At 34.3% G+C, this 22,535-nt stretch carries 21 protein-coding genes; 11 read left to right on the forward strand and 10 right to left on the reverse strand.

The genetic code is table 11. The annotated features are described in order from the left end of the window. Positions 1–116 precede the first annotated feature (116 nt). Positions 117–899, forward strand: coding sequence for an amidohydrolase (locus tag DK508_RS18230; protein ID WP_109302214.1), 783 nt, complete (start codon positions 117–119; stop codon positions 897–899). On the opposite strand, the gene DK508_RS18235 is transcribed toward DK508_RS18230, so the two are convergent. After that, on the reverse strand, positions 891–2,501 hold the full coding sequence (locus DK508_RS18235; RefSeq protein ID WP_109302215.1) for an Ig-like domain-containing protein: 1,611 nt from the start codon (positions 2,499–2,501) through the stop codon (positions 891–893). The two genes, DK508_RS18230 and DK508_RS18235, sit on opposite strands and share 9 nt — an antisense overlap. Positions 2,502–2,676: 175 nt before the next feature. Next, a complete protein-coding gene (locus DK508_RS18240) occupies positions 2,677–3,357 on the reverse strand; it encodes a ComF family protein (RefSeq protein WP_109302216.1) in 681 nt (226 codons plus the stop codon). Between the two features lie 73 nt (positions 3,358–3,430). On the opposite strand from DK508_RS18240, the gene DK508_RS18245 reads away from it, so the two are divergent. The 3 genes from DK508_RS18245 (at position 3,431) to DK508_RS18255 (ending at position 9,249) form a co-directional block, all read left to right on the forward strand. Next, the gene (locus DK508_RS18245) at positions 3,431–4,312 is read left to right on the forward strand and encodes a hypothetical protein (RefSeq protein ID WP_109302217.1); all 882 of its coding nucleotides are present in this window, start codon (positions 3,431–3,433) and stop codon (positions 4,310–4,312) included. 141 nt (positions 4,313–4,453) lie between these two features. After that, entirely contained in the window at positions 4,454–5,989 is a 1,536-nt protein-coding gene (locus tag DK508_RS18250) for a glycine--tRNA ligase (protein ID WP_109302218.1), read from the forward strand. Positions 5,990–6,219: 230 nt separating this feature from the next. Continuing rightward, a complete protein-coding gene (locus tag DK508_RS18255; RefSeq protein ID WP_109302219.1) occupies positions 6,220–9,249 on the forward strand; it encodes a GEVED domain-containing protein in 3,030 nt (1,009 codons plus the stop codon). 25 nt (positions 9,250–9,274) lie between these two features. Here DK508_RS18255 and DK508_RS18260 read toward each other — a convergent pair whose 3' ends face one another. Continuing rightward, positions 9,275–9,640, reverse strand: coding sequence for a hypothetical protein (locus tag DK508_RS18260; RefSeq protein ID WP_160114791.1), 366 nt, complete (start codon positions 9,638–9,640; stop codon positions 9,275–9,277). A 409-nt stretch (positions 9,641–10,049) separates the two neighbouring features. Between DK508_RS18260 and DK508_RS18270 the strand changes: the two genes are divergently transcribed. From DK508_RS18270 to DK508_RS18280, 3 genes are all read left to right on the forward strand, one after another. Next, positions 10,050–10,712, forward strand: coding sequence for an ATP-binding cassette domain-containing protein (locus DK508_RS18270; RefSeq protein WP_109302222.1), 663 nt, complete (start codon positions 10,050–10,052; stop codon positions 10,710–10,712). Between the two features lie 76 nt (positions 10,713–10,788). After that, positions 10,789–11,553 (forward strand): exodeoxyribonuclease III, encoded by a 765-nt coding sequence (locus DK508_RS18275; protein WP_109302223.1) that lies wholly within the window; start codon positions 10,789–10,791, stop codon positions 11,551–11,553. Positions 11,554–11,713: 160 nt separating this feature from the next. Further along, entirely contained in the window at positions 11,714–12,673 is a 960-nt protein-coding gene (locus DK508_RS18280; RefSeq protein WP_109302224.1) for an OmpA family protein, read from the forward strand. 66 nt (positions 12,674–12,739) lie between these two features. On the opposite strand, the gene DK508_RS18285 is transcribed toward DK508_RS18280, so the two are convergent. After that, positions 12,740–13,141: a hypothetical protein gene (locus DK508_RS18285; protein WP_109302225.1), complete on the reverse strand. Its 402-nt coding sequence runs from the start codon at positions 13,139–13,141 to the stop codon at positions 12,740–12,742. Positions 13,142–13,442: 301 nt separating this feature from the next. On the opposite strand from DK508_RS18285, the gene DK508_RS18290 reads away from it, so the two are divergent. Both DK508_RS18290 and DK508_RS18295 read left to right on the forward strand, forming a co-directional pair. Next, a complete protein-coding gene (locus tag DK508_RS18290) occupies positions 13,443–13,949 on the forward strand; it encodes a hypothetical protein (RefSeq protein ID WP_109302226.1) in 507 nt (168 codons plus the stop codon). 100 nt (positions 13,950–14,049) lie between these two features. Further along, entirely contained in the window at positions 14,050–14,730 is a 681-nt protein-coding gene (locus tag DK508_RS18295) for a TerB family tellurite resistance protein (protein ID WP_109302227.1), read from the forward strand. A 350-nt stretch (positions 14,731–15,080) separates the two neighbouring features. Here the strand turns inward: DK508_RS18295 and DK508_RS18300 are convergent, their stop codons facing one another. Continuing rightward, positions 15,081–15,398, reverse strand: coding sequence for a hypothetical protein (locus tag DK508_RS18300; protein ID WP_109302228.1), 318 nt, complete (start codon positions 15,396–15,398; stop codon positions 15,081–15,083). Positions 15,399–15,707: 309 nt separating this feature from the next. Here DK508_RS18300 and DK508_RS18305 point away from each other — a divergent pair, with 309 nt between their 5' ends. Further along, the gene (locus DK508_RS18305; RefSeq protein ID WP_109302229.1) at positions 15,708–16,739 is read left to right on the forward strand and encodes an aldo/keto reductase; all 1,032 of its coding nucleotides are present in this window, start codon (positions 15,708–15,710) and stop codon (positions 16,737–16,739) included. Between the two features lies 1 nt (position 16,740). On the opposite strand, the gene radA is transcribed toward DK508_RS18305, so the two are convergent. The 5 genes from radA to panC form a co-directional block, all read right to left on the reverse strand. Then, entirely contained in the window at positions 16,741–18,108 is a 1,368-nt protein-coding gene (gene radA, locus DK508_RS18310) for a DNA repair protein RadA (protein ID WP_109302230.1), read from the reverse strand. A 114-nt stretch (positions 18,109–18,222) separates the two neighbouring features. Further along, entirely contained in the window at positions 18,223–19,368 is a 1,146-nt protein-coding gene (locus tag DK508_RS18315; RefSeq protein WP_109302231.1) for an alpha/beta hydrolase, read from the reverse strand. Positions 19,369–19,417: 49 nt separating this feature from the next. Further along, positions 19,418–20,383 (reverse strand): lysylphosphatidylglycerol synthase transmembrane domain-containing protein, encoded by a 966-nt coding sequence (locus DK508_RS18320; RefSeq protein ID WP_109302232.1) that lies wholly within the window; start codon positions 20,381–20,383, stop codon positions 19,418–19,420. Between the two features lie 3 nt (positions 20,384–20,386). Further along, the gene (gene panD / locus DK508_RS18325; protein WP_109302233.1) at positions 20,387–20,737 is read right to left on the reverse strand and encodes an aspartate 1-decarboxylase; all 351 of its coding nucleotides are present in this window, start codon (positions 20,735–20,737) and stop codon (positions 20,387–20,389) included. 19 nt (positions 20,738–20,756) lie between these two features. Next, positions 20,757–21,605, reverse strand: a complete 849-nt coding sequence (gene panC, locus DK508_RS18330) for a pantoate--beta-alanine ligase (RefSeq protein WP_109302234.1) — start codon at positions 21,603–21,605, stop codon at positions 20,757–20,759. Positions 21,606–21,716: 111 nt separating this feature from the next. On the opposite strand from panC, the gene DK508_RS18335 reads away from it, so the two are divergent. Then, positions 21,717–22,526: a glycogen/starch synthase gene (locus DK508_RS18335; RefSeq protein WP_109302235.1), complete on the forward strand. Its 810-nt coding sequence runs from the start codon at positions 21,717–21,719 to the stop codon at positions 22,524–22,526. Positions 22,527–22,535 lie beyond the last annotated feature (9 nt).

Below are 22,535 nucleotides of genomic sequence, written 5' to 3' on the forward strand. Positions count from 1 at the left end.
ATGGTATAGTAGATAAATCCCTTGCAACTAAGCAGTAGCAAGGGGTTTTATTTTTTATGGAATAATAAAAAACAAATCATTCTCATAACAAAGTGGATTTTTATTAATTTTAAACAATGAATCAGAACTTTGATATAGCACTTATACAATCTCACCTGGCTTGGGAGAATCCAATACAAAATCGCACCCATTTCACGAATAAAATTAATGAAATAGAGCATAAAGTAGATCTTGTTGTTTTGCCTGAGATGTTTAGTACTGGATTTACAATGAATGCCAAAGAGGTTGCCGAGACGATGGACGGGGATACGGTGCAATGGTTACTAGAGATGTCTAATAAGAAAGATTGTGCGATTGCCGGAAGTATCATTATTAAAGAAAATGATCAGTATTTTAATCGATTTTTGTTTACGACACCTAACGGAGGAGTCGAATATTACGATAAACATCAATTATTTACACTTGCCAAAGAACAAGAAGTTTTCACAGCAGGACAAAATGAATTAATTATATCTTATAAAGGATGGAAAATTAAACCGCAAATATGTTATGACCTTAGGTTTCCGGTATGGGCCAGAAATACTAATAAATATGATGTTTTGTTATATGTTGCAAGCTGGCCAAAACCTAGAGTTAATGCCTGGGATGCATTACTTAAAGCCAGGGCTATAGAAAATATGTGTTATTGCATCGGGGTAAATCGAATAGGACTCGATGGAAAAGGATATGAATACAATGGGCATTCTGCGATTTATGATGTTCTCGGAAATTCTGTACTAGATGAAAACCCTATAGAGAAAGAAGCTATCCTATATGCTGTTTTGGATAAATCTCATATACAAACAATTAGGAAAAAATTGCCTTTTCTCGATGATGCAGACACTTTTAAGTTACTCTAAAATAAACGTTTGCTTGATTTCCCAGTTGGCTCGTACATCAATAATTTCTGGAAAATAACTTACTTTTTCTGGCTGAATGCCTTTTAAGAAATTACCTGGATCCCATTTCCCATTGTCATTACTATCAAAAATTACCCTAACATAATACTTAGAAGGCTCTAGGTAATCAAAGGTTAATGTTTCCTGATTTCTAACTGTTTTTTCGGTTATAATATCTTGTTTTTCATTGGTAACCTGTACAATCACAGGGTAGGTCTCGACATTTTCTAGCGTAAAGAAAATAGTACCATAATCGGCTAATTTTTTAGTGAGAAATCTAAAATAAATAGTGTCGTTAGTATTCCCGACAAAATCCAAAATAGATTCAGGTAATATGGTCATATTATACCTGTTGTTCTCACTTTTTTCAAAAATTAGTTCAGCCTCATTTGAAGTTTTATCTAATGCTATAGAAAAAGGAACATCTATCGTGTCTTTATCGGTTAATGTAATACGTTTTTCGTCAATAGTATCTAATGGAGTGATGGATGAAAAAACAAAATTCTTATTAAGAGCAAGTGTCGTTCCCGAAGATGATATTTGTATAGAATCTTTGTATTGATCTTTAAATCGAGTTACCAAGGTATCGCGATACTTTTTAGAATTCGATACTTCAAAAATTAAGGAATCTGCTTTAAAAAAGGGTTTAAACCAATAATGCAAACTGTCCGTCTCTTTATCTGCAATAACTAGAGTTTCTAGAGTGTCAGGTGCTTTGCTAAGTAATTTGATTTTCATGCTATCAACCTCTCCTTCATACGGAAATACAAATTCATTTTTCGAAATTTGTTTAGGAAGTAATGCCTTAAAAGCGAGCGTTTCTTTAAAGATATTTAGGTTAAAGATTTTGGCAGTATCCTCAGGAAGTGATACAATCTCTTCATAAAAACCTATTTTATCTTGTTTAGGTTCATATTTATAATTACCTGCTTGATCCTTTAAAGCAATAAGTTTAAATTTTCCTTTTTTTAAGTTATAAAAATTAAACTCTGTACTATCCAAAGTATTAGTAATGTATCTTGGTACGGTATTAAAGATCAGAGAATCAGAATAATTTTCGTCAACTTCGTACAAAGCTACTGTGATATTAGGCTCGGCCTCTTTTTTGATGGCGTCTGTAATAGTACCTTTTATGTGTAAAGAATCAAGAAAATCCCCAGTAGAAAAAACATATCTAAAAAAAGGTTGTGTATTACCTTCATTGTTGTCTTCGATACTCTCACCAAAATTTATACTGTAGGTAGTGTTTTGGAGTAAAGTATCCAGAAATTTGATTTTCACAAACTTACTAGCTCCGCCCAAAGGTGTTATCGTAGGTTTGGGATCCATAGGTGGAGAAACAATAATTTGTTTTTGAGCTTCTTTTAATTTGATATACTCGTCAAAATATATACGAATTTCATTAGCCTTAAAATTTGTAGAGAAATTAGGAGGAAAAGCTTTTACAAAAACCGGAGGGGTTTCATCTTTTTCTCCACCAGTTATCGAACCTTTTTTTGCACAACTAACCACTAGGATTAGTAGTAACAAGGTGCTCCATAACAAATTTGATCTTTTATTCATATCTCCCGAACAATTTTATAAGGCACAAAGAAACAACTATATTAAAAAACAAAAAAACATAATAAAACTCTATTTAAAAGTGCTTCAGTAACTTTTAATTATTGAGCAGAATTTACTTACATATTAATAACGAAATCTAAAATTTTAAATTTCATTGTATTCAAAAGCAAACGAACTATTCTGTAATTGCCATAGATGCTACACTTATTTTTATGCCAGGTATAGTTTGTAATGCACGCACACAAGCTTCAATAGTTGCTCCTGTTGTAATTATGTCGTCCACTATCAAAATATGTTTGTTTTCTAGTAAAGACTCGTTTTGTGTACCAAATGTTTCAGCAGTATTTTTCCATCGAGTGAGCTTTCCTCGTTTAGATTGTTTGTTATTGTAGGATTTTTTTTTCAATACCGAATCAACGTAATCGGCATTTAATTTTTTACTAATTTCAATTCCAAATTGTTCAACCTGGTTATAGCCTCTTTCTCGTAATCTTTTTTGATGTAAAGGAACAGGAATCACTACATCAATTAACTGATAATCAATATTTTGACTTATTTCGTTTCCTAACCACTTCCCTAATTCATTACCTATTTCTTCTCTGCCTCTATACTTTAAATTATGAATTAAGTTTTGCACCAGACTACCTTTCTGGAACAGAAATAAGGCAGTTGCATTTTCTATATTGACCCTACCATAAAATACTTTTTCAATTTTTTTTGCGTTTACGTTATGGAAATTACCTAAAGGAAGCTCATGTCTGCAAGAAGTACATAGTATCCTTTCATTCTTAAATAAAGCATTGTCACAAGCGGCGCAATATTTAGGAAAGAATAAATAGACTAAGTCTCTTAGCATTTTATTAGGGGGATTAACATTAATTATTATATTTTAGCTATTTGAAATAACCATCAAAATTTAGAAATTAATTATGACAACTCAAAACAATAACTTAACCCTTAAAATTCTTATCGGTGTTCTAGGAGCATTGTTACTTATTCTGGGGATATTTACGTATAAGTTTTACAACGAAGAGAAGCAAAATAAAGCAATTTTGCAGCAAGAAAAAGATCTTATCGAAAGCGAATTAGGAGAGTTAATTACTAAGTATGACAATGCTATTGCTCTTAATGAGGTTATGGATGATCATTTACTTAAGGCCAAAGAACGTATTGTGGTATTATTAGATAGTGTAAAGGATAACGAAGCTAACCTTGCATTAATTTCAAGATACAGAAGAGAAGTTGGTAAGCTTAAAAAAGAACGAGATAGATTATTTAAATTGGCAGATAGTCTTACTACGGCTAATACACAACTATCAACGGATCTAGATAGCACCTCGGTAGCTTTAAATAAAAGAATCATAATTTCTGATTCTCTTAAAACTCAAAATGATAAGTTAGCCGAAATTGTAGAAAGAGGTTCTGCACTTACTGCTGCTAATATCAAAGCTGAAGGAGTTCGTGTTCGTAATAGTGGTAAAATTACGAGTACTTCAAAAGCAAGTAGATCAGAAAAAGTAAGAGTATGTTTTACATTATCGCCAAATAAGTTAACCGAAAAAGGAGACAAAGATCTTTTTGTTCAGGTAATAAATCCTGCAAACAATCTTATCGGAGATAAAGTATCTGTTAATTTTGATGATGGTATACTTACCTATAGTGGGCGTAATAAAGTATATTATGAAAATGATGCTTTAGATGTTTGCGTATTGGTAGATGCTTCAGAAGGAGAGCTTGTGAAAGGAAATTACGTGGTAAACCTATTCTCTGGACCAAGGTTAATCCAAAACACACAATTTGAATTGAAGTAATTCTTTTATAATAAACCTAAAGGGCCACCATATTGATTAAAATATGGTGGTTTTTTTATGCTTTCGTAATAAATTACAAGCATAAACCATTAATTATACAAATTCGTTTTCAATTCATACAAATTCAATTATTTTTGCGCAATGGCAAAGCAAGAAGATAAATTTAAAAAGGTAATTGCTCATGCAAAAGAGTATGGGTATATTTTTGGTTCTAGTGAAATTTATGACGGATTAAGTGCCGTATATGATTACGGTCAAAATGGAGTAGAACTAAAGAAGAATATTAGAGAATATTGGTGGAAAAGCATGGTAAACATGCATCAAAATATAGTAGGATTAGATGCAGCTATATTTATGCACCCTACAACCTGGAAAGCTTCTGGCCATGTAGATGCTTTTAGTGATCCACTAATCGATAATAAAGATTCTAAAAAGAGATATAGAGCCGATGTATTAATCGAAGATTATGCAGAGAAACTCTATCAAAAAGCGCAGAAGGAGATCGCAAAAGCAAAAAAACGTTTTGGCGATGATTTTGATGAAGCTCAATTTGTTGCTACAAACCCTAGAGTGGTAAAGTATCTTTCTCAGAAAGAAGAAGTCATTAAACGAATGGCAAAATCTTTAGAAAATGAAGATCTGGGAGATGTAAAAGATTTAATTGAAGAATTGGGGATTGCAGATCCTGATACCGGTTCTAAAAACTGGACAGAGGTTAGGCAATTCAACCTAATGTTTGGTACAAAACTAGGAGCCTCTGCAGATAGCGCTACGGATTTATACCTTAGACCAGAAACAGCGCAAGGAATTTTTGTGAATTTTCTGAATGTGCAAAAAACAGGAAGAATGAAAATCCCGTTTGGTATTGCACAAACAGGTAAAGCATTTAGGAATGAGATTGTAGCTAGACAGTTCATTTTTAGGATGAGAGAATTTGAGCAAATGGAAATGCAATTTTTTGTTCGCCCAGGTGATGAAATGAAATGGTATGAGTATTGGAAAGAAACCCGTCTTAACTGGCATCACTCTCTTGGTTTAGGAGAAGAAAATTATCGTTTTCATGATCATGATAAATTAGCGCATTATGCAAATGCAGCAGCCGATATTGAGTTTAACTTCCCATTTGGATTTAAAGAACTAGAAGGGATTCATTCTAGAACAGATTTTGATCTTAAAGCGCATGAGCAATTTTCTGGAAAGAAATTACAGTTTTTTGATCCGGAACTAAAAGAAAGTTATGTTCCTTATGTAGTCGAAACATCTGTAGGATTGGATCGAATGTTCTTAGCTGTTTTCTCAACGGCACTACAGGATGAGGTTTTAGAAGATGGTACGACTAGAGTGGTTTTAAAATTACCAGCAGTGGTAGCGCCTATAAAAGCAGCAATATTTCCTTTGGTTAAAAAAGATGGGTTGCCAGAAATAGCACAAAAAATTGTTGATGACCTAAAATGGAAATTTAATGTAATATATGATGAAAAAGATGCCATAGGTCGTCGTTATAGAAGACAGGATGCTAACGGAACACCCTTATGTATTACAGTTGATCATGACACAGTAAATGATCAAATGGTAACGGTTCGAGACCGAGATACAATGGAGCAAAAACGTGTTCCTATTGCAGATCTTAAAGCTATAATTTCTGAAAAAACAGATGCCGAGTATTGGTTGAAATAATTTTATAAATAACTCGTTATTAAACATATAAAGCTGTCTTTTGACAGCTTTATATGTTTAGGGATATGTCAAACAGCTAATTAATAATTGATTGTTCATTTTTTTTCAAATTTTGGCCTCTTTTTTGAGGATAATAAGGAATAACTATTTGATGATTATCATATCTTGAAGTTAAATTGTATTTTAGCTCAAAAGTAAAGAGTTTTAGAGACTCAATAAATGCTCATTTTATGCTATCGAAAAAAAATATTTTTGTTGTATTCCTATTCTTTGTAGCGATAGGATTTTCACAAAAAAAAGAAACCAGTAAGGCTACCTTTAGTAGTACTTCGGTTTATATGAGACAAGTAGGTCCATTGGCAGGTAAAAAATTAATACCTGAAACTCCAAGAACAGGTGAGATTAATCCCAGAAGAACAGATGCTAATAGAATAGTACCAGGAAAAGGGTTGCCAAAAGATGGTAAAGACCCTCTTCTTTTTAGACAAAAAAATATGCAGAGTACCAGGGCTGGTAAAGCTCCTTCGCTTACTTTTGAAGCCAATTCAAGTGGTTCTGCACCTACAGATCCAACAGGAGCAATAGGACCAAATCATTATGTAAGTGCCAAAAACTCATCTTTTGCGATTCATGACAGAAATGGAAATGTTTTGGTGGGTTCAACTTCTCTTGCAAGTATTTTCCCAGGAGAAACTCTTGGAGATCCTATTGTGTTTTATGATAGCTTTGCAGATCGTTTTGTAATCACACAATTTGATGGTGATCCAAGAAACGATAGTGATCCACAGAATGGATTTTTGGTTGCGGTTGGTATGGGGCCAGACCCAGTTAATGATGGGTGGTTTACATACCGATTTTTTACAGGAACGTTTCCCGATTATACAAAATTTTCAATATGGTCTGATGGGTATTATGTAACGGCAAATAAAGATCAAGGTTCTGTTCAAACTAGCGAGGTCGTTTTTGTAATTGATCGAGAAAGTATGTTAGCTGGTGAGGCAGAAGCAAAAATAGTTGGTTTTCCTCTTCCTGGGGCAAGTATAGGAGGATTTTATAGCCCAGCATCGTTTAATGCTATAGGAACAGAATTACCTCCTGATGGTGATGCTAGAGTGGTGTATTTTCAGGATGATGAGTGGGCAGGAGTTAGTCAAGATGCTTTAAAGTTATGGGAAATTAATGTTAATTGGATAAATACAGATTTATCTACAATTACTGAAGCTGAAGAAATAGCAGTAACGGCTTTTGATTCTACCTTTGATGGAGGATCTTTTGGGAACCTTCCACAACCAGGTACAGGAGGTCAAGATATTGATGTGTTACAAGGTGCTGTTATGTATGCTACTAATTATAGGAGATTTTGTGATTACAATTCTGTAGTTCTTAATTTTCCAGTAGACATAGATGATAGAGCAGGTTTGGATGATGTATCTGGAGTGAGATGGTATGAATTAAGACAAACGGGAGATGGGCAACCATGGACGGTTTTTCAAGAAGGAACTTATACCTCTCCTGATGGAAAAAGTGCTTGGTGTGCTAGTATGGCCATGGATGTTTTTGGTAATATAGGTATGGCATATACCACAATGGGAACAACAGGCGCTGGAGCTGCAGCGGATAGCTTCGCTTCTATACGATATACAGGAAGACTAGTAACAGATGCTCCAGGAACCATGACCATTGCCGAAGAAACAATAGCTGTAGGTACTGGTATTAACATAACTACTCAAAATCGTTATGGAGATTATGCACAAATCACAGTAGACCCTGTTGATGATAGAACCTTCTGGCATATTGCCGAGTATTTTCAGAATACAGGAAATAATGCTAGAAATGTAGTAGGTGTTTTTAAAATAGCTGCGGATGTTACTGCCGATGTTGGAGTGACAAGTATACAAACGCCAACAGATGCTACATTAACAAGTACCGAGACCATTTCAGTAACGATTAAGAACTTTGGTACTGCGGCTCAAAGTAATATCCCGGTAAGTTATACAGTTAATGGAGGGGCAGCACAAGTTGAAACATTTGCAGGTCCTTTGGCAGCAGGAGAAACGGCAACGTTTACTTTTGCAGCACAAGCAGATTTATCTTCGGGAACAACGTTTTCTATTAATGCCGAAACTAATTTGGCGGGTGACGCTACTCCTGATAATGACTGTGCAAGTCGTAATGTAGAAAATCTATTGGCAAATGATGTCGGGGTTTCTGGTTTGGTTGCGCCAACAGCAACGGGGCAGTTTACTTCTTCAGAACAAGTAACCGTTACAATTTCTAATTTTGGAGGTACGCCTCAATCTAACATACCTGTTTTTTACACCTTTAATGGTGGTGCTGCGGTTAATGAAGTCTTTACAGGAACAATCGGAGTACAGGAGTCTGTAGAGTATACTTTTACTGCACCTGTGGATCTTCAAGAATTTGCAACTTATACTTTCGAGTTGGGAACAGCTTTGACAGGAGACCAAGAGGCAACAAATGATATGATAACGAGAACTGTTATACACCAATTATGTGCTCCTACGGCTAATTGCGGTCAATTTGGGGATGGGATAACCTCGTTCGAATTGGCAAATGTTACTAATAGCCCTATAGCATGTAATTCTGGATACGAAGATTTTACAGGTAATTTTACGATCCAACTTAGTAGATCAGTAGGAACGTATACAGTTTCTGTGCAATCAGGATTTGGTGATCAAAACGGAGCAGAGCGATGTTCTATCTGGATAGATTTTAATGATAATAATCTTTTTGAGACTTCAGAATTGTTATTAGATAACGGTATTATTACGGCCGCTAATAGCCCAATAACATTTGATATTACTATTGCTGAGAATGCAGCACTAGGAAGCCACTTATTTAGAATAAGAGGTGGAGATACTAATATTAATAATGGTGCGCCACTCAACGATCCTTGTGGAGCGATGCAATTTGGTACAACACATGATTATACTGTAGAGATAACTGAAGAACCAATAACACCAGGTCCAGATCCAGACCCTAGTGCAAATACAGATCTTATTGTGGTTACACAACCCGATAATCAGTTTTTGATTACTAAGGTAGATGCTAATGCTCCAGAAGAGTTAAGAATCTATATTTTTAGTATTACAGGGCAAATCGTAGCATCAAACCTTATCAAAAGAGATATAAATAATCGATTTGAGTATCCATTAGATATGTCTTTTGCTAGATCAGGGGTGTATTTTGCTAGATTTGGTGATAGCAAAAGCGACTCAGCAGGATTTGTAGTAAGATAATAAAGGTATACAGGAGTGATAGGGATCACTCTGTACTACGTTTATTAATTTCTATGATGTTTACAGGGCGTGCGGTATCACATCTGCTAGGCATTCGTAGACTTGCAAATTTTACCCAAACGTGATCAGGGATGTCTCCTTTAAAAAATTCTCCAAGGTTTACAGGATCAAGGTTGTCTTTATATTGTTCTACATTTAGAATATAAGGACAACCTTGAGACTTACTATTTGTAATTGTACCTTTACTAAATCCTTTATCTATCATTTCTTTGGCATTTATGGCTGCTGTTTCGTTTTGTGCAGCTCCGGCACTTGGTGTTGATATTCCTTTCTTAGCTGGAGCGCAATTAAATATACTAAGCATTAAAATAAAGCTAACTAGTTTAAGCATGTTTTCCATGATTTGTGGTTGTTTTTTATAAAGATCATAAAAATTTATCAGAATCCACAAAGGGAAATCATTTCTTGCAACAAACAGAAATAATATGGGTTTTATAATTATATGCTTTAAAAATGTATAACTACAGGGCTATCTGGAAATATTTTTGTGATGTTAATATGTTCAATGTTGCTTTTTGTGCCATTATAGTACTATTATATGGGATTTTCTGGGGCCTTCTTATCTTTTGTACTATAGGCATTTTTATTGGCAGATACGGCTTTAAAGTTTTTAAGAATAATGAATATTATCTGTATTATAATCTCGGGTTTACCAAAAGAGGTCTATTGACTAAAGTCGTCGTTCTCAATCTTATTATTATGTTACCCATACTGATTTTGGCATTAATTTTATAATTCATATGAGTGAACTAGTTGTCAAAAGCCTTACTAAATCATTTCGGAAACAAATCGTTTTAAATGATTTTTCGTTTCAATGTAAAATAGGTCAAATAATTGGTGTCTTTGGAAGAAATGGATCTGGAAAATCTACGTTATTAAAATGTATTTTAGGGACATTAAAATCAAACTCAATCATAATCATTATTGATGGCGAACATATAACCCCAAAAAAGATAATTCCAGATGGCAGAATAGGATATCTGCCTCAAGATTCGTTCTTGCCAAAAGAAAAAAAGGTAAGAGATATTATTCCTTTAATTCATCCAAAAGGCGACATACAGGATAGGATATTTTATGCGCCAAATGTGTATAAAATTGATAACAAAAGAGTTGGAGAACTATCCTTGGGAGAATTGCGATATCTCGAAATTCTTTTATTAACGTATTTGGATCATCAATTTTTGATGTTAGACGAACCTTTTTCGATGATACAACCAATATATAAGGATTGGATCAAAGAATTATTGCTATCTGCAAAAGAAAAAAAAGGAATCTTGATTACAGATCATTATTACGAGGATGTTTTGGAGGTAACAGATACCAACATGATAATCAAAGAAGGGAAACCTATTGCTATAAAAAATAAAAAAGATTTAATAAATCATGGGTATTTAAGGAAATAATCATGGGAATACGACACACTGTTTTCTGGAATAATTACTAGATTTGAAGTACGTAAACGAAAAGTATTTTGACACTATGAAAATCATCTCTTATAATGTAAACGGAATCCGAGCAGCACTTAATAAAGGTTTTATAGAATGGCTACAACAAGCAGATCCAGATGTGATTTGTTTACAGGAAATAAAGGCCAATCAAGACCAATTAGACCTTCGGGTTTTTGCAGATGCCGGCTATTCATATAACTATTGGTATAGTGCTCAAAAAAAAGGGTATAGTGGTGTTGCTATATTATCTAAAAAAGAACCTGACCATGTAGCTTACGGAACCGGGATAGAGTATATGGATTTTGAGGGCCGTAACCTAAGAGCTGATTTTAATGGGGTATCGATTATGAGTTTATACTTGCCAAGTGGGTCGAATATAGATCGATTAGAGCATAAACTAAAATACATGGCAGATTTTCAAGACTATATTAATACCTTAAAGAAAGAACATCCAAATCTTGTAATATTAGGGGATTATAATATATGTCATCAGGCTATTGATATTCACGATCCAGTACGCAATAAAAATGTTTCTGGGTTTTTACCGGTAGAACGAGAATGGATTGGCAATTTTATGGATAGCGGATTTATAGATTCTTTCAGGCATTTTAATACCGAACCTCATAATTACTCTTGGTGGAGTTACCGGGCTAATTCTAGGGCAAATAATAAAGGATGGCGTTTGGATTATGGTATGGTAGCGCAACCTTTGCAAGATAAACTAAAAAGAGCCGTTATATTATCAGACGCTAAGCATAGTGACCATTGCCCAATTGTGGTTGAACTTGATGTGTAAATCTATTTGTCGCGCCAAAGTTTGTATAGGTGTCACACTGAGCTTGTCGAAATGTGATTAGCATAAGATTAAAATTATGCGTTTGAGTAAATTATTTCTTGAAAAGAAGCAAATTGTAATCCTGAGCTTGTCGAAGGATAGACAACATAAATACGTAAAAATGATTAAAAACATCGCTTGTATTGCACTTGTAGGATTAGTAATGTCCTCTTGTGTATCTTCAAAAGTATATAAAGACTTAGAGAGTAAGTATGCTAATCTAAAACGAGAAAACCGCAAGCTTGAAGATGAGTATGGTGAATTAAAAAAGGCAGGCCAAGCAGATAAACTGGCAATGGACCAGCTTCATGATCAATATGAAAAAACAAGAGCTGAACGAGATGAACTGCAACGTAATTATGATGCGGCCGTAGCCAATTATAACAACTTAAAGCAATCGTATGATGCATTAGAAAAAAATAGCTCTGCGGCAATTGCAGCCAATAGTAAGAAAAATAGAGAACTGCTTAGGCAATTAGAAGATAAAGAAAGAACATTGGCTCAAGAACGTAATCGCTTAGATACGTTACAACGAGATTTGGATGCACGATCTAAGCGTGTCGATGAGTTAGAAGGTTTGATAGCTGCCAAAGATGCTAAGATGCAAGCCCTAAAAACTGCGATTTCTAATGCCCTACGTAATTTTGAAGGAAAAGGCCTTACCGTTGAGGAGCGTAACGGAAAAGTGTACATCTCTATGGAGAACAAACTGTTATTTGAGTCTGGTAGTTGGGCAGTAGGAACGCAAGGAAGAAAGGCTGTAAAGCAACTAGGTGAGGTACTGGCTCAAAACACAGATATTGCGGTATTGATCGAAGGGCATACCGATAATGTACCCTACACAGGTAATGCACAATTATCTGGCAATTGGGATTTATCTACCAAAAGAGCCACAGCAATTGTAAATATCCTTTTAGAAAATGGGCAGATCGATGCGCAAAACCTAACTGCTGCTGGGCGAGGAGAATTTGCTCCCGTAGCTAGTAATGATACAAGTGATGGTAAAGGTAAAAACAGACGAATCGAAGTAATCTTGACCCCAAAACTCGATGAGATTACCAAGTTGTTAAATGATATTTAAGTATTGATATGATAAAACAAAAAAAGCGACCATGTTGGTCGCTTTTTTGTTTATTATCTTTTTATTCTATAACTCGTCAAGAATTGCACGAATTTCTGCTTCATTATTAGTTTTAGCATTTTCTTTTACGCGTCTTAAGACATCAAAAAACTTGTCTACAACCTTATTAGCCATCAAAGGATCGGTTAATTTAAGCTCTCTACCCGTTGATGTAAGTAATTTGTAGTTATAATACTCAATAGGAACTGATTTATCTAATTCTTTTACCAAAGAAGTAGTTCCTGTGCTTTTTACAATAGAGATTACATTACCATTGGCGATTACTCTATCAGTAATGTCGGCAACGTCTTTTGCTAAAGGGTACAATTCATCTGCATGAAGCCTATGAAGCTCAGCCCAAGATTTTGATTGAGCTTGAACTGATAATCCTGCGCATAGCACAAATGCAAGTAGAAATAATTTTTTCATAATGTTTGGGTGTTAAAATAATGTATTATAGTTTATAGGTTAATTACACCGGTTACCTAACGTGATAAAATAAATTTTATTGTTAAAATAACCTTAAAAGGTGAGTCAAAATACTCAATTTATTTGATAAAAACCAAAAAGTGTGCCACGGATTTAATAAACAAAAATAAAATACTTAATTATGCATATATTGAAAAAGCATACTGTTTTTATGTACAAGCATAAAGATAAGGAAGACAGGTAACAAAAAGAAGGTTGCCAAATGTTTATGATGTCCCATTAATTTAAAACTATAGAACCAATGAAGAGGCTACCTATTTTTGTACTATTACTCCTATTTGTGATCAAAGGAGTGAGCCAAGAAAGCGAAGAAGAGTATCAAAACGAGGAAGAATACCAGAGTGAAGAAGAGGCACAAGAAGAGGAGAACGTAGAAGTCAACTATATAGACATCTATGAGTATTTTAGTTTTACCAATGATGAGTATGCTGATGCCTTGGATAAGGTGAGTGATCTAGATCCCGCAGATCAAAATGTTCTATATGCATTTGTATTAGAAGTCCAAAAAGATAAAGTATTAAAAGATCGCTTATTTGGGGAGTTGATCGCAAAACCTAAAAAAAAGAATCCTTACAAGGGTAAAGACAGTATAGGATTTATGTGTGTCCTACGTGGTCTTATAGAAAACAAAACCGTATATAATGAAGTTATTAAAGACGGAATATCTGAGGGCCAGGCCAGAAATGTCGCAGCTCTAGCCGAAAGAACGATCAGGAGAAAATGTGGTATAGCCAAAAAAGTGGAGTAAGTTATAGTACAAAACACAGGCAACATCCTAATTATTAGGTATTCAGGATTATTATGCTATCTTTAATAGCAACTAAAATCTAACAAATACCTACATAATTATGTTTATTATCTTCGGAACGAGAGGACTCAAACACACGGTTAATGAAAGTCCTATTTTATCAAACGCATGCCCAAATTGTAATAACGGAAACCTAGTAAATAAACTCTATCGCCGGTGGTTTACCTTGTTTTTTATTCCTGTAATCCCTTTGGATGTAGTTGATCGATTTTATCAATGCGATAGTTGTAAAAGTGCCTATAATGAAAACATAAGAACTGTTTTACAACAATCTCAAAATGAGATTGATGAAAGCCAAAAACGGGCTAAGTTAGTTTTTGGAAAAGCGCTAGTAGCATCGATGACGCATATGTCTATTATTGATGGAGATTTCGCAAAAGAAGAAGAGCGAGAGATTATGGATGCTATAGAAGGTTTTTCTGAAATGAAAGATGAATTATTGGCGATACATCACAATGTAAAGGATAATGCGAACAAAGGTAATCAAGTGTTTAATTATTTAAATGAAGCACGAAATGCGTTATCTGCAGAGGCATTAATGAATATTTTGGCACAAGCGGCAGTGGTATTATTAGCTGATGGATCTATCGAAAAAGAAGAAGAAGATTTAATGAAAGAATATTTAATTGCTTGCGGACTACCCAAAGAGATGTATCAAACAATAATTGATAAATTAAAACAAAAAGATATTTCTGAACTTAAAGAAGGGCAGTTAAATTAAAAAAATAACGTACCTATTAAAAATGTAAACAGCCAATCTTGATTGGCTGTTTTTTTGTTATATACAGAAAACGTAATACAACGATTGCTCTTTGATCTCTAAAATTGTTGATTCGACTAGTTCCCTAAATCAGATCTAGAGTTCCCTCATTCTAGGTTTTGCACATCACCATTTACGACTACATTTATACTATATAATACTTCAAGGAGGTGTTAAAAAATAAATAATTGATGTTTAGGTTGGTTAGTTGTGTGAAACGGATACGGCAACGGGGTAGTCGTGTCCGTTTTAACTTAAAAAAAGAGCCTCATAACGAAGCTCTTTTTCAGGTTAAAAGGGTACAGTCAGTACTACCCTTCTTTACTTGGGTCAAACCATTCGCCCCTAGCGTTTGTATAAACAGTCTTAGTTTCATTGTTTATGGCCAATATTAGCTTATAATTTTTATGGGTGTCAATATAAGCTTCGGTAATACTAGCGCCGGGATAATCTTTTTCTACAGCTGCTCTAATGATTTCAGAAACTTTACTTAGTTCAATTTTCTGATAACCATTTTGTGTTATCGCTTCTTCTGTCTTCTTTTCTGTGCTATTACTTTCTTGCGCAGTTGTATTGTGATACGAACATAATATGGCAAATACAGTAATTAGAATACTTATTTTTTTCATTGGTTAAGATTTAGCAACCATTATAATGGTATACCTCTATTGATTAAGTAGAAATAATCATTCCATAATAGATTAAACGAATAGACTACAAGTAACTTATTAATAATCAATATATTAATATACTTTAATTATGTAACAATATTCTGTGAACTGTAGATTTGGTTGTAATTATTGTAGATATACTTCACATTTTCGTAGAATTTATCTTGTGTTTTGATTGAATTTATTATGATAATTTTTGCATTAGTTTAAGGCAAGAGTTTCTACTTTTGATGCCATTAATCTACTAAATAACTATAGTGATACCTTATGAAGTATACTACCTTACCTAACACCGATATTAAAGTAAGTAAAATATGCCTGGGGAGTATGACCTGGGGAGAACAAAATACAGAAGAAGAAGGCCATCAACAATTAGATTTTGCAATTGATCAAGGGGTTAACTTTATTGATACAGCAGAGTTGTATTCGGTTCCGGCAAATAAAGATACGCAAGGAAGTACCGAGAAAATTATTGGTACATGGTTAAAGAAAACAGGAAAACGAGAAGATGTTGTTATTGCAACCAAAATTGTAGGCCCTAGAGAGTTTGTAAAACATATACGTACAGGCGGGTTTACTAAAGCCGAGTTTACAGATGCTATTGATAAGAGTTTGCAACGATTGCAAACCGATTATATAGATTTATATCAATTACACTGGCCAGAACGAAACACTAATTTTTTTGGAGTACGAGGATATCAACATGATGAAACAGACCAATGGAATGATAATTTTGGAGAGGTATTAAATTATCTTCAAGAATGCATACAGGAAGGAAAAATAAGACAGATAGGGGTTTCTAATGAAACCGCTTATGGAGTGATGCGTTATGCCGAAGAAGCTCGAAAAGGAGCTCCAAAGATGATTACTGTACAGAATCCGTATAATTTATTAAACCGAAAAGATGAAGTAGGTCTTACCGAGGTTTTACATCGCGAAAATGTCGGTCATTTACCATACTCTCCTTTAGGTTTTGGACAACTTACAGGAAAGTATTTAGAAGAAACGCCAAAAAACGGAAGGGTAACTTTATTTCCTCAGTTTGCAAGATATCATAACGAAAACTCGTTTAAAGCGACAAGAGCATATAATGAAATTGCCAAAAAACATGGTATTAGTTTAACACAAATGGCGTTAGCATTTATTAATGATCGCCCTTTTGTGACTAGTAATATCGTAGGGGCTACATCTTTGGATCAATTAAAAGAGAATATAGGTAGTATTGATATTACGCTCTCTGAAGAGGTTCTAAAAGAGATTGAAGCGGTACATGAGAATATCCCTAATCCGGCACCATAAGCTATCCAAATAAATACTCTACAACATCTTCAATTTTGGCAACTAGTTGAATTTTGATTTGAGTTTTTTGCAAGCTTATTTTATTGTATTTAGAAACAAAGATAGTAGAGAAACCTAGTTTCTCTGCTTCTTGTATGCGTTGTTCGACTTTGGTTACTGGTCGTATTTCGCCAGCAAGACCAACTTCTGCAGCAAAGCAATAATCTTTTGGAATTGGGATATCCTCGCTAGAAGATAATATAGCGGCAACTACTGCCAAGTCAATGGCCGGATCATCTACTGATATCCCTCCGGTAATATTCAAAAAAACATCCTTTGCTCCTAGCCTGAAACCTGCTCTTTTTTCTAGAACAGCTAAGATCATGTTTAGTCTTTTTAAGTTATATCCTGTAGCACTACGTTGAGGTGTGCCATATACTGCGGTGCTTACCAACGCTTGTATTTCTATCATCAAAGGTCTCATGCCCTCTAGAGTAGATGCGATCGCTGTGCCGCTAAGTTCTTCGTCTTTTTTAGAAATAAGGATCTCACTAGGGTTGTTAACTTCTCTAAGGCCACTACCTTGCATTTCATAAATCCCTAATTCTGACGTGGATCCAAATCTGTTTTTTAAAGCTCGTAAGATTCGATAGACATGATTGCGATCTCCTTCAAATTGCAACACCGTATCTACCATGTGTTCTAGGATTTTTGGTCCAGCAATGTTTCCATCTTTGGTGATATGCCCAATTAGAATAACTGGGGTTGCAGTTTCTTTGGCAAATTTGATTAACTCTGTGGTACATTCTCTAATTTGCGAAATACTCCCAGCGCTACTTTCTATATAATCACTATGTAAAGTTTGTATAGAATCTATAATGACTATATCTGGTGTAGTGGTTTCTATTTGTCTAAATATGTTTTGCGTTTTTGTTTCGGTAAGAATAAAACAATTATCGGTTTTGGATTGTATGCGTTCTGCACGCATTTTGATCTGCTTTTGACTTTCTTCTCCTGAAACGTATAGCGTTTTATAAGGTAGTTTTAAACTAATCTGAAGTAGTAGTGTGCTTTTACCAATACCAGGTTCTCCTCCCAAAAGAGTTAAAGATCCGGGCACAAGTCCTCCTCCAAGTACTCTATTAAGTTCTTCATCATCTGTATTGTATCGGGCTTCTTGACTAGTATCAATTTCTGAAATTCGTAGAGGTTTGGCAATAGCAGAAACCTTGGTTGCATTCGTTGCATTTTTCCAATCTTTGTTGGTTGCTTTTTGAACTACTTCTTCGGCAATCGTATTCCATTCTTTGCAGGATGTACATTGCCCTTGCCATTTGGCATATTGGGCTCCACAATTTTGACAGAAAAAAACAGTTTTGGTCTTAGCCATAAAAATATTGATGAGGTGTAAAAATACTATTATTTAGATTGAAAACTAAAACTGCGTACATAAAAAAAGATCCCTTTTATCGGGATCTTTTTAGTGTATTTTATGTTATAAATTTTACCAACCAAAATCTTCTTTGATTTTATTTACTTTATCAAGCATATAATCCTTGGTAAGGAAAGCGACCTCGGCAAGTTGAAAACCATTTTCATAGGCTCTCATTGCTTTTTTGGGTTCTCCGGTTTGCTCATAAAACATACCTAGATAATAATATCCTAGCATCACATCTGGATGTTCTTTTATAGCGAGTTTACCCAAAGGTTCTAATTCTTCCCACTTTTCTTTCTTTCCTATAGCGGTAGATACAGCAATAAAGTCGTTTACACGTATTTGACGCTTTATACCATATAATTGCTCGGTAGTTTTATACATATCAACCAAATGATCATATGTAGAAGTTTCTAACGGAAGCAATACGTCTTTGTATGTTTTTTTGCTTATTGGTCGGTACATTTCAAAAATCGCTTCAAGGGCTTTTGGAATACCTCTTCCTACCAACGTATAATGCGAAGACTCATCAAAATCATCAAAGAAATAATGCGTCTCGGCATTATCTACTTCCTTCATTTTTTCATCAAATTCTCGAACAGATTTTTTAATCCCCTCAGCATCATTAGTTGCAGTAGCAAGATAATACCATATATCTGATGAAGTACTTAGTACATTTGAGATACGCTCCGCCATAGGAGGGGCAAGTTCTGGGCTCAAGCAAATATATCCTTGAAATATAGGATTGTCTTTAAATAAAAAATAATTTATATAATTAGCGGTATAATCATGCCCAACAATAATTTTTAATTGTGCCGTACGATATGTTTGATTAAGATAAGGTACAAGTTCTTGTCCTATAAACTCAAAAAACTCTGCTCCTTTTTGAGAAGGAAGAAACTCTGCCACATCATACCTGCAATCATCCTCTCTTGTTTTTGTTTGATTAACACCAACAACTATAGATTCTGGCATATCTTCCCAATATGAAAAGTAATCTACATTTCCTGCTACGGGTTCAAATAAATAATCTCCATCAAGAACTAAGATTAAAGGATAAGTCTTGTCAACATTTTTCTTGTAATTACGAGGCAGCTGAATTTTTAGCTGTCTACTTTGATCTAATTTTATGGATCTGAATGATTCGTAAATAGCTTGACTATAACCCGAAGTAATAAAAATAAAGGCTATAATGAGAGTTATACTTTTTTTCATAAGTAATAAAGATTTAGGTTAAGCAAGGGACAATATATAAATTATTTCCTTATTTCTCTCTGTTTAAAATAGGTAGAAATAAAAACGATAACGCACCAACGATTATATTTATTGCGGTTTGAGATCCCCAAAGAATCCATCCAAAGGCTTCTCCAGCTGGTTTTTCAATATTAAACAACACCAAAATGGCCGCCGTAGCGATCGGAAAAGCCCCGATCCCACCATTGGTTGTTGACATAGCTATAGATCCCGCCACAAAAGTGGCCAGCAAAGGACCTATTGATAAGTGTGCTGTTTCTGGTACAGTAAATTTTATAACATAAAACATAGCGACATATAATACCCAAATAAGTACTGTGTGAAAGACAAATGCTCTTTTTTGTTTTAGTTTAGAAATGCTCTTTATGCCTTCTAGAATACCTTCTCCAAAATTTTTAACCTTGACTAATATTGGGTTTTTGGATTTTCTGAGAATTCGTAAAAATAATACACCAAATACAATAGCAGTAATTAATAGTATAAGTATTACAAACGTATTTGTAATCTTTTCTTGTAGATAAGAGAATAAATCTTGAGACTGAAAAAATAAGGTGATGGCTATTATCACCAATAGCATAATAGTATCGATAACTCTTTCTGATATAATTGTCCCGAAAGCCTTTTTGAAGGGGATTTTTTCATAAGTAGAAACAGTAGCACCACGTAATACTTCTCCTGATCGTGGGATACCCATGTTTACTAAATATCCGGCCATAACAGCCATAAAACTGTTAGATAGCTTGATTTTATATCCTAATGGCTCTAATAAAAACTTCCAACGATATGCTCTTGAGAGATGAGAAATAATCCCCATAAGAATAGACAGAATAACCCATTTAGGATCTGCTTGAGAAATATATTGAAGTGTTTTTTGTCTTTCTTCAGGAGAGGCAGACGAGATAGAATACCAAATTAAAAAAACTCCCAATGCTAGTGGGAGTATTATTTTAAGAAATTTTATAAGCTTAGGATTCACTTTTTACTTTAGTAAATTATTTTCCTCATTTGGGAAAAGAAGTTTCGGTTTGAAGGTTTTGGCGTCTTCAATATCCATCATGGCATAAGTGATTAGTATAAGCACGTCACCTTTGGCTACTTTTCGTGCTGCTGCACCATTAAGCGTAATTTCTCCACTATTTCTTGGGCCAGGAATTGCATATGTTTCTAATCGTTCGCCATTATTATTGTTTACAATCTGTACTTTTTCACCTTCAACAATATTAGCAGCTTCCATAAGATCTTGATCAATGGTTATACTACCAATATAATTTAGGTCGGCACCGGTAACTTTAACGCGATGAATTTTTGATTTTACTACGTGTACTAGCATGTTACAAAGTTAGTTATTTTTAGTTTAGGGCAATATTATCTATGAGTCTTATTTTACCGGCAAATACTGCGATAAATGCTCGATATTTAGTGTCGTTGTCTTTTTTTGTGATCGATTTAAGATCTGATACCTTTGCAATTTCAAAATATTCAAGTTCTAGAATTTCATTATTTTCAAATTGTTCTGATACCCATTCGTTTAACTTAATAACACTTTCTGTGCCAAAGTCTTTTTTTACTTGTTTCAGTACCTTGTGAATTAAGGGAGCAGCTTCTAATTGTACTTCGGTAAGCCTTTTATTTCTTGAACTCAACGCCAATCCACTCGGTTCTCTATATATCGGGCAGCCTACTATCTGTACTGACATTTTTTCAATTTCAACCAACTTCCTTACGATTTGAAGTTGTTGAAAATCTTTTTCGCCAAAATAAGCTCTTGATGGAGAAACAATTGTAAATAAATGTTTTAAAACTGTTCCCACGCCATCAAAATGACCGGGCCTAAATTTACCTTCCATTTCATTTTCTAGACCATCAAAATTATAAGATATCGAGGCCATTTGGGGTCCATATACTTCATTAGGAGTTGGAGCAAATACAATTATTTTATCAGATAAACCTGATAAAAGTTCCACATCAGAGTCCAAAGTTCTGGGGTATTTAACTAAATCTTCAGAATTATTAAATTGTGTGGGGTTTACAAAAACACTTACAACGGCTATATCATTTTCTTCGAGAGCCCTTTCTACTAGGGCGAGATGGCCTTTGTGTAAAGCTCCCATTGTAGGGATAAACCCTATGGTTTTCTTCTCTGTTTTGAATGTTGCAACATCCGTTACTATGTCTAGTCTTTTTTCGTATACCTGCATTGGGCTAAAACTTAAAGGCGTGCAAAAATAAGATATTACTGGCAGACTGCATAAATTTTCGTAATTTTGCAAAATTAATTCCAAAAGGAAGACGATAAAATTATCGATTATATGAAAGATAAGAGGATATTGTATGTATCATCAGAAGTAATACCTTACCTGCCAGAGACTGAAATTTCATCCATGTCTTTTGATGCACCAAGAATGGTAAATAGTAAAGGTGGTCAAATACGAATTTTTATGCCTAGATATGGCAATATCAATGAAAGAAGACATCAGTTGCATGAAGTAATTCGTCTTTCTGGGATGAATCTAGTAATTAATGATTTAGATATGCCTCTAATCATTAAAGTAGCTTCGATTCCAAAAGAACGTATGCAAGTCTATTTTATAGATAATGAAGATTACTTTAAAAGAAAGGCGACTTTGACAGATGAGGAAGGAAATTTATTTCCTGATAATGATGAAAGAGCGATCTTTTTTGCAAAAGGGGTTATAGAAACCGTTAAAAAATTAAACTGGTCTCCAGATGTTATCCATGTTCATGGTTGGTTGGCATCGCTTTTGCCTTTGTACCTAAAAAATTATTATGCTAATGAACCACTTTTTGGTCATAGTAAAATAGTTACTTCGGTGTATAATCGTGGATTCGATGGCACATTAGCCAAAAACATGATGGAGAAAGTGAAATTTGACGGAATTGAAGAAGGGAAAATCAATGACTTGGCAACACCATCATATGACAATTTGATGAAGGTTGCGATTGATAATTCTGATGCCATTATAGTTGGTTCTGAACATATATCAGACGAACTATCAAATCATTTAAAAAGTATAGACCAACCAGTTTTAGAATATAAAAACCCAGATGAATTTGCAGATGCTTACGAAGCTTTTTATCAAACAGAAGTGCTAGTATAGGCAAAATGA

This window comes from Aquimarina sp. AU474 (assembly GCF_900312815.1).
In the GTDB taxonomy this organism is placed as follows: Bacteria; Bacteroidota; Bacteroidia; order Flavobacteriales; family Flavobacteriaceae; genus Aquimarina.

What these genes read in the sequence shown, in the direction of transcription:
- DK508_RS18230 (WP_109302214.1), top strand. Translation starts at nt 117, where the DNA reads ATGAATCAGAACTTTGATATAGCACTTATACAATCTCACCTGGCTTGG.
- DK508_RS18235 (WP_109302215.1), bottom strand. Translation starts at nt 2,501, where the DNA reads ATGAATAAAAGATCAAATTTGTTATGGAGCACCTTGTTACTACTAATC.
- DK508_RS18240 (WP_109302216.1), bottom strand. Translation starts at nt 3,357, where the DNA reads ATGCTAAGAGACTTAGTCTATTTATTCTTTCCTAAATATTGCGCCGCT.
- DK508_RS18245 (WP_109302217.1), top strand. Translation starts at nt 3,431, where the DNA reads ATGACAACTCAAAACAATAACTTAACCCTTAAAATTCTTATCGGTGTT.
- DK508_RS18250 (WP_109302218.1), top strand. Translation starts at nt 4,454, where the DNA reads ATGGCAAAGCAAGAAGATAAATTTAAAAAGGTAATTGCTCATGCAAAA.
- DK508_RS18255 (WP_109302219.1), top strand. Translation starts at nt 6,220, where the DNA reads ATGCTATCGAAAAAAAATATTTTTGTTGTATTCCTATTCTTTGTAGCG.
- DK508_RS18260 (WP_160114791.1), bottom strand. Translation starts at nt 9,640, where the DNA reads ATGCTTAAACTAGTTAGCTTTATTTTAATGCTTAGTATATTTAATTGC.
- DK508_RS18270 (WP_109302222.1), top strand. Translation starts at nt 10,050, where the DNA reads ATGAGTGAACTAGTTGTCAAAAGCCTTACTAAATCATTTCGGAAACAA.
- DK508_RS18275 (WP_109302223.1), top strand. Translation starts at nt 10,789, where the DNA reads ATGAAAATCATCTCTTATAATGTAAACGGAATCCGAGCAGCACTTAAT.
- DK508_RS18280 (WP_109302224.1), top strand. Translation starts at nt 11,714, where the DNA reads ATGATTAAAAACATCGCTTGTATTGCACTTGTAGGATTAGTAATGTCC.
- DK508_RS18285 (WP_109302225.1), bottom strand. Translation starts at nt 13,141, where the DNA reads ATGAAAAAATTATTTCTACTTGCATTTGTGCTATGCGCAGGATTATCA.
- DK508_RS18290 (WP_109302226.1), top strand. Translation starts at nt 13,443, where the DNA reads ATGAAGAGGCTACCTATTTTTGTACTATTACTCCTATTTGTGATCAAA.
- DK508_RS18295 (WP_109302227.1), top strand. Translation starts at nt 14,050, where the DNA reads ATGTTTATTATCTTCGGAACGAGAGGACTCAAACACACGGTTAATGAA.
- DK508_RS18300 (WP_109302228.1), bottom strand. Translation starts at nt 15,398, where the DNA reads ATGAAAAAAATAAGTATTCTAATTACTGTATTTGCCATATTATGTTCG.
- DK508_RS18305 (WP_109302229.1), top strand. Translation starts at nt 15,708, where the DNA reads ATGAAGTATACTACCTTACCTAACACCGATATTAAAGTAAGTAAAATA.
- radA (WP_109302230.1), bottom strand. Translation starts at nt 18,108, where the DNA reads ATGGCTAAGACCAAAACTGTTTTTTTCTGTCAAAATTGTGGAGCCCAA.
- DK508_RS18315 (WP_109302231.1), bottom strand. Translation starts at nt 19,368, where the DNA reads ATGAAAAAAAGTATAACTCTCATTATAGCCTTTATTTTTATTACTTCG.
- panD (WP_109302233.1), bottom strand. Translation starts at nt 20,737, where the DNA reads ATGCTAGTACACGTAGTAAAATCAAAAATTCATCGCGTTAAAGTTACC.
- panC (WP_109302234.1), bottom strand. Translation starts at nt 21,605, where the DNA reads ATGCAGGTATACGAAAAAAGACTAGACATAGTAACGGATGTTGCAACA.
- DK508_RS18335 (WP_109302235.1), top strand. Translation starts at nt 21,717, where the DNA reads ATGAAAGATAAGAGGATATTGTATGTATCATCAGAAGTAATACCTTAC.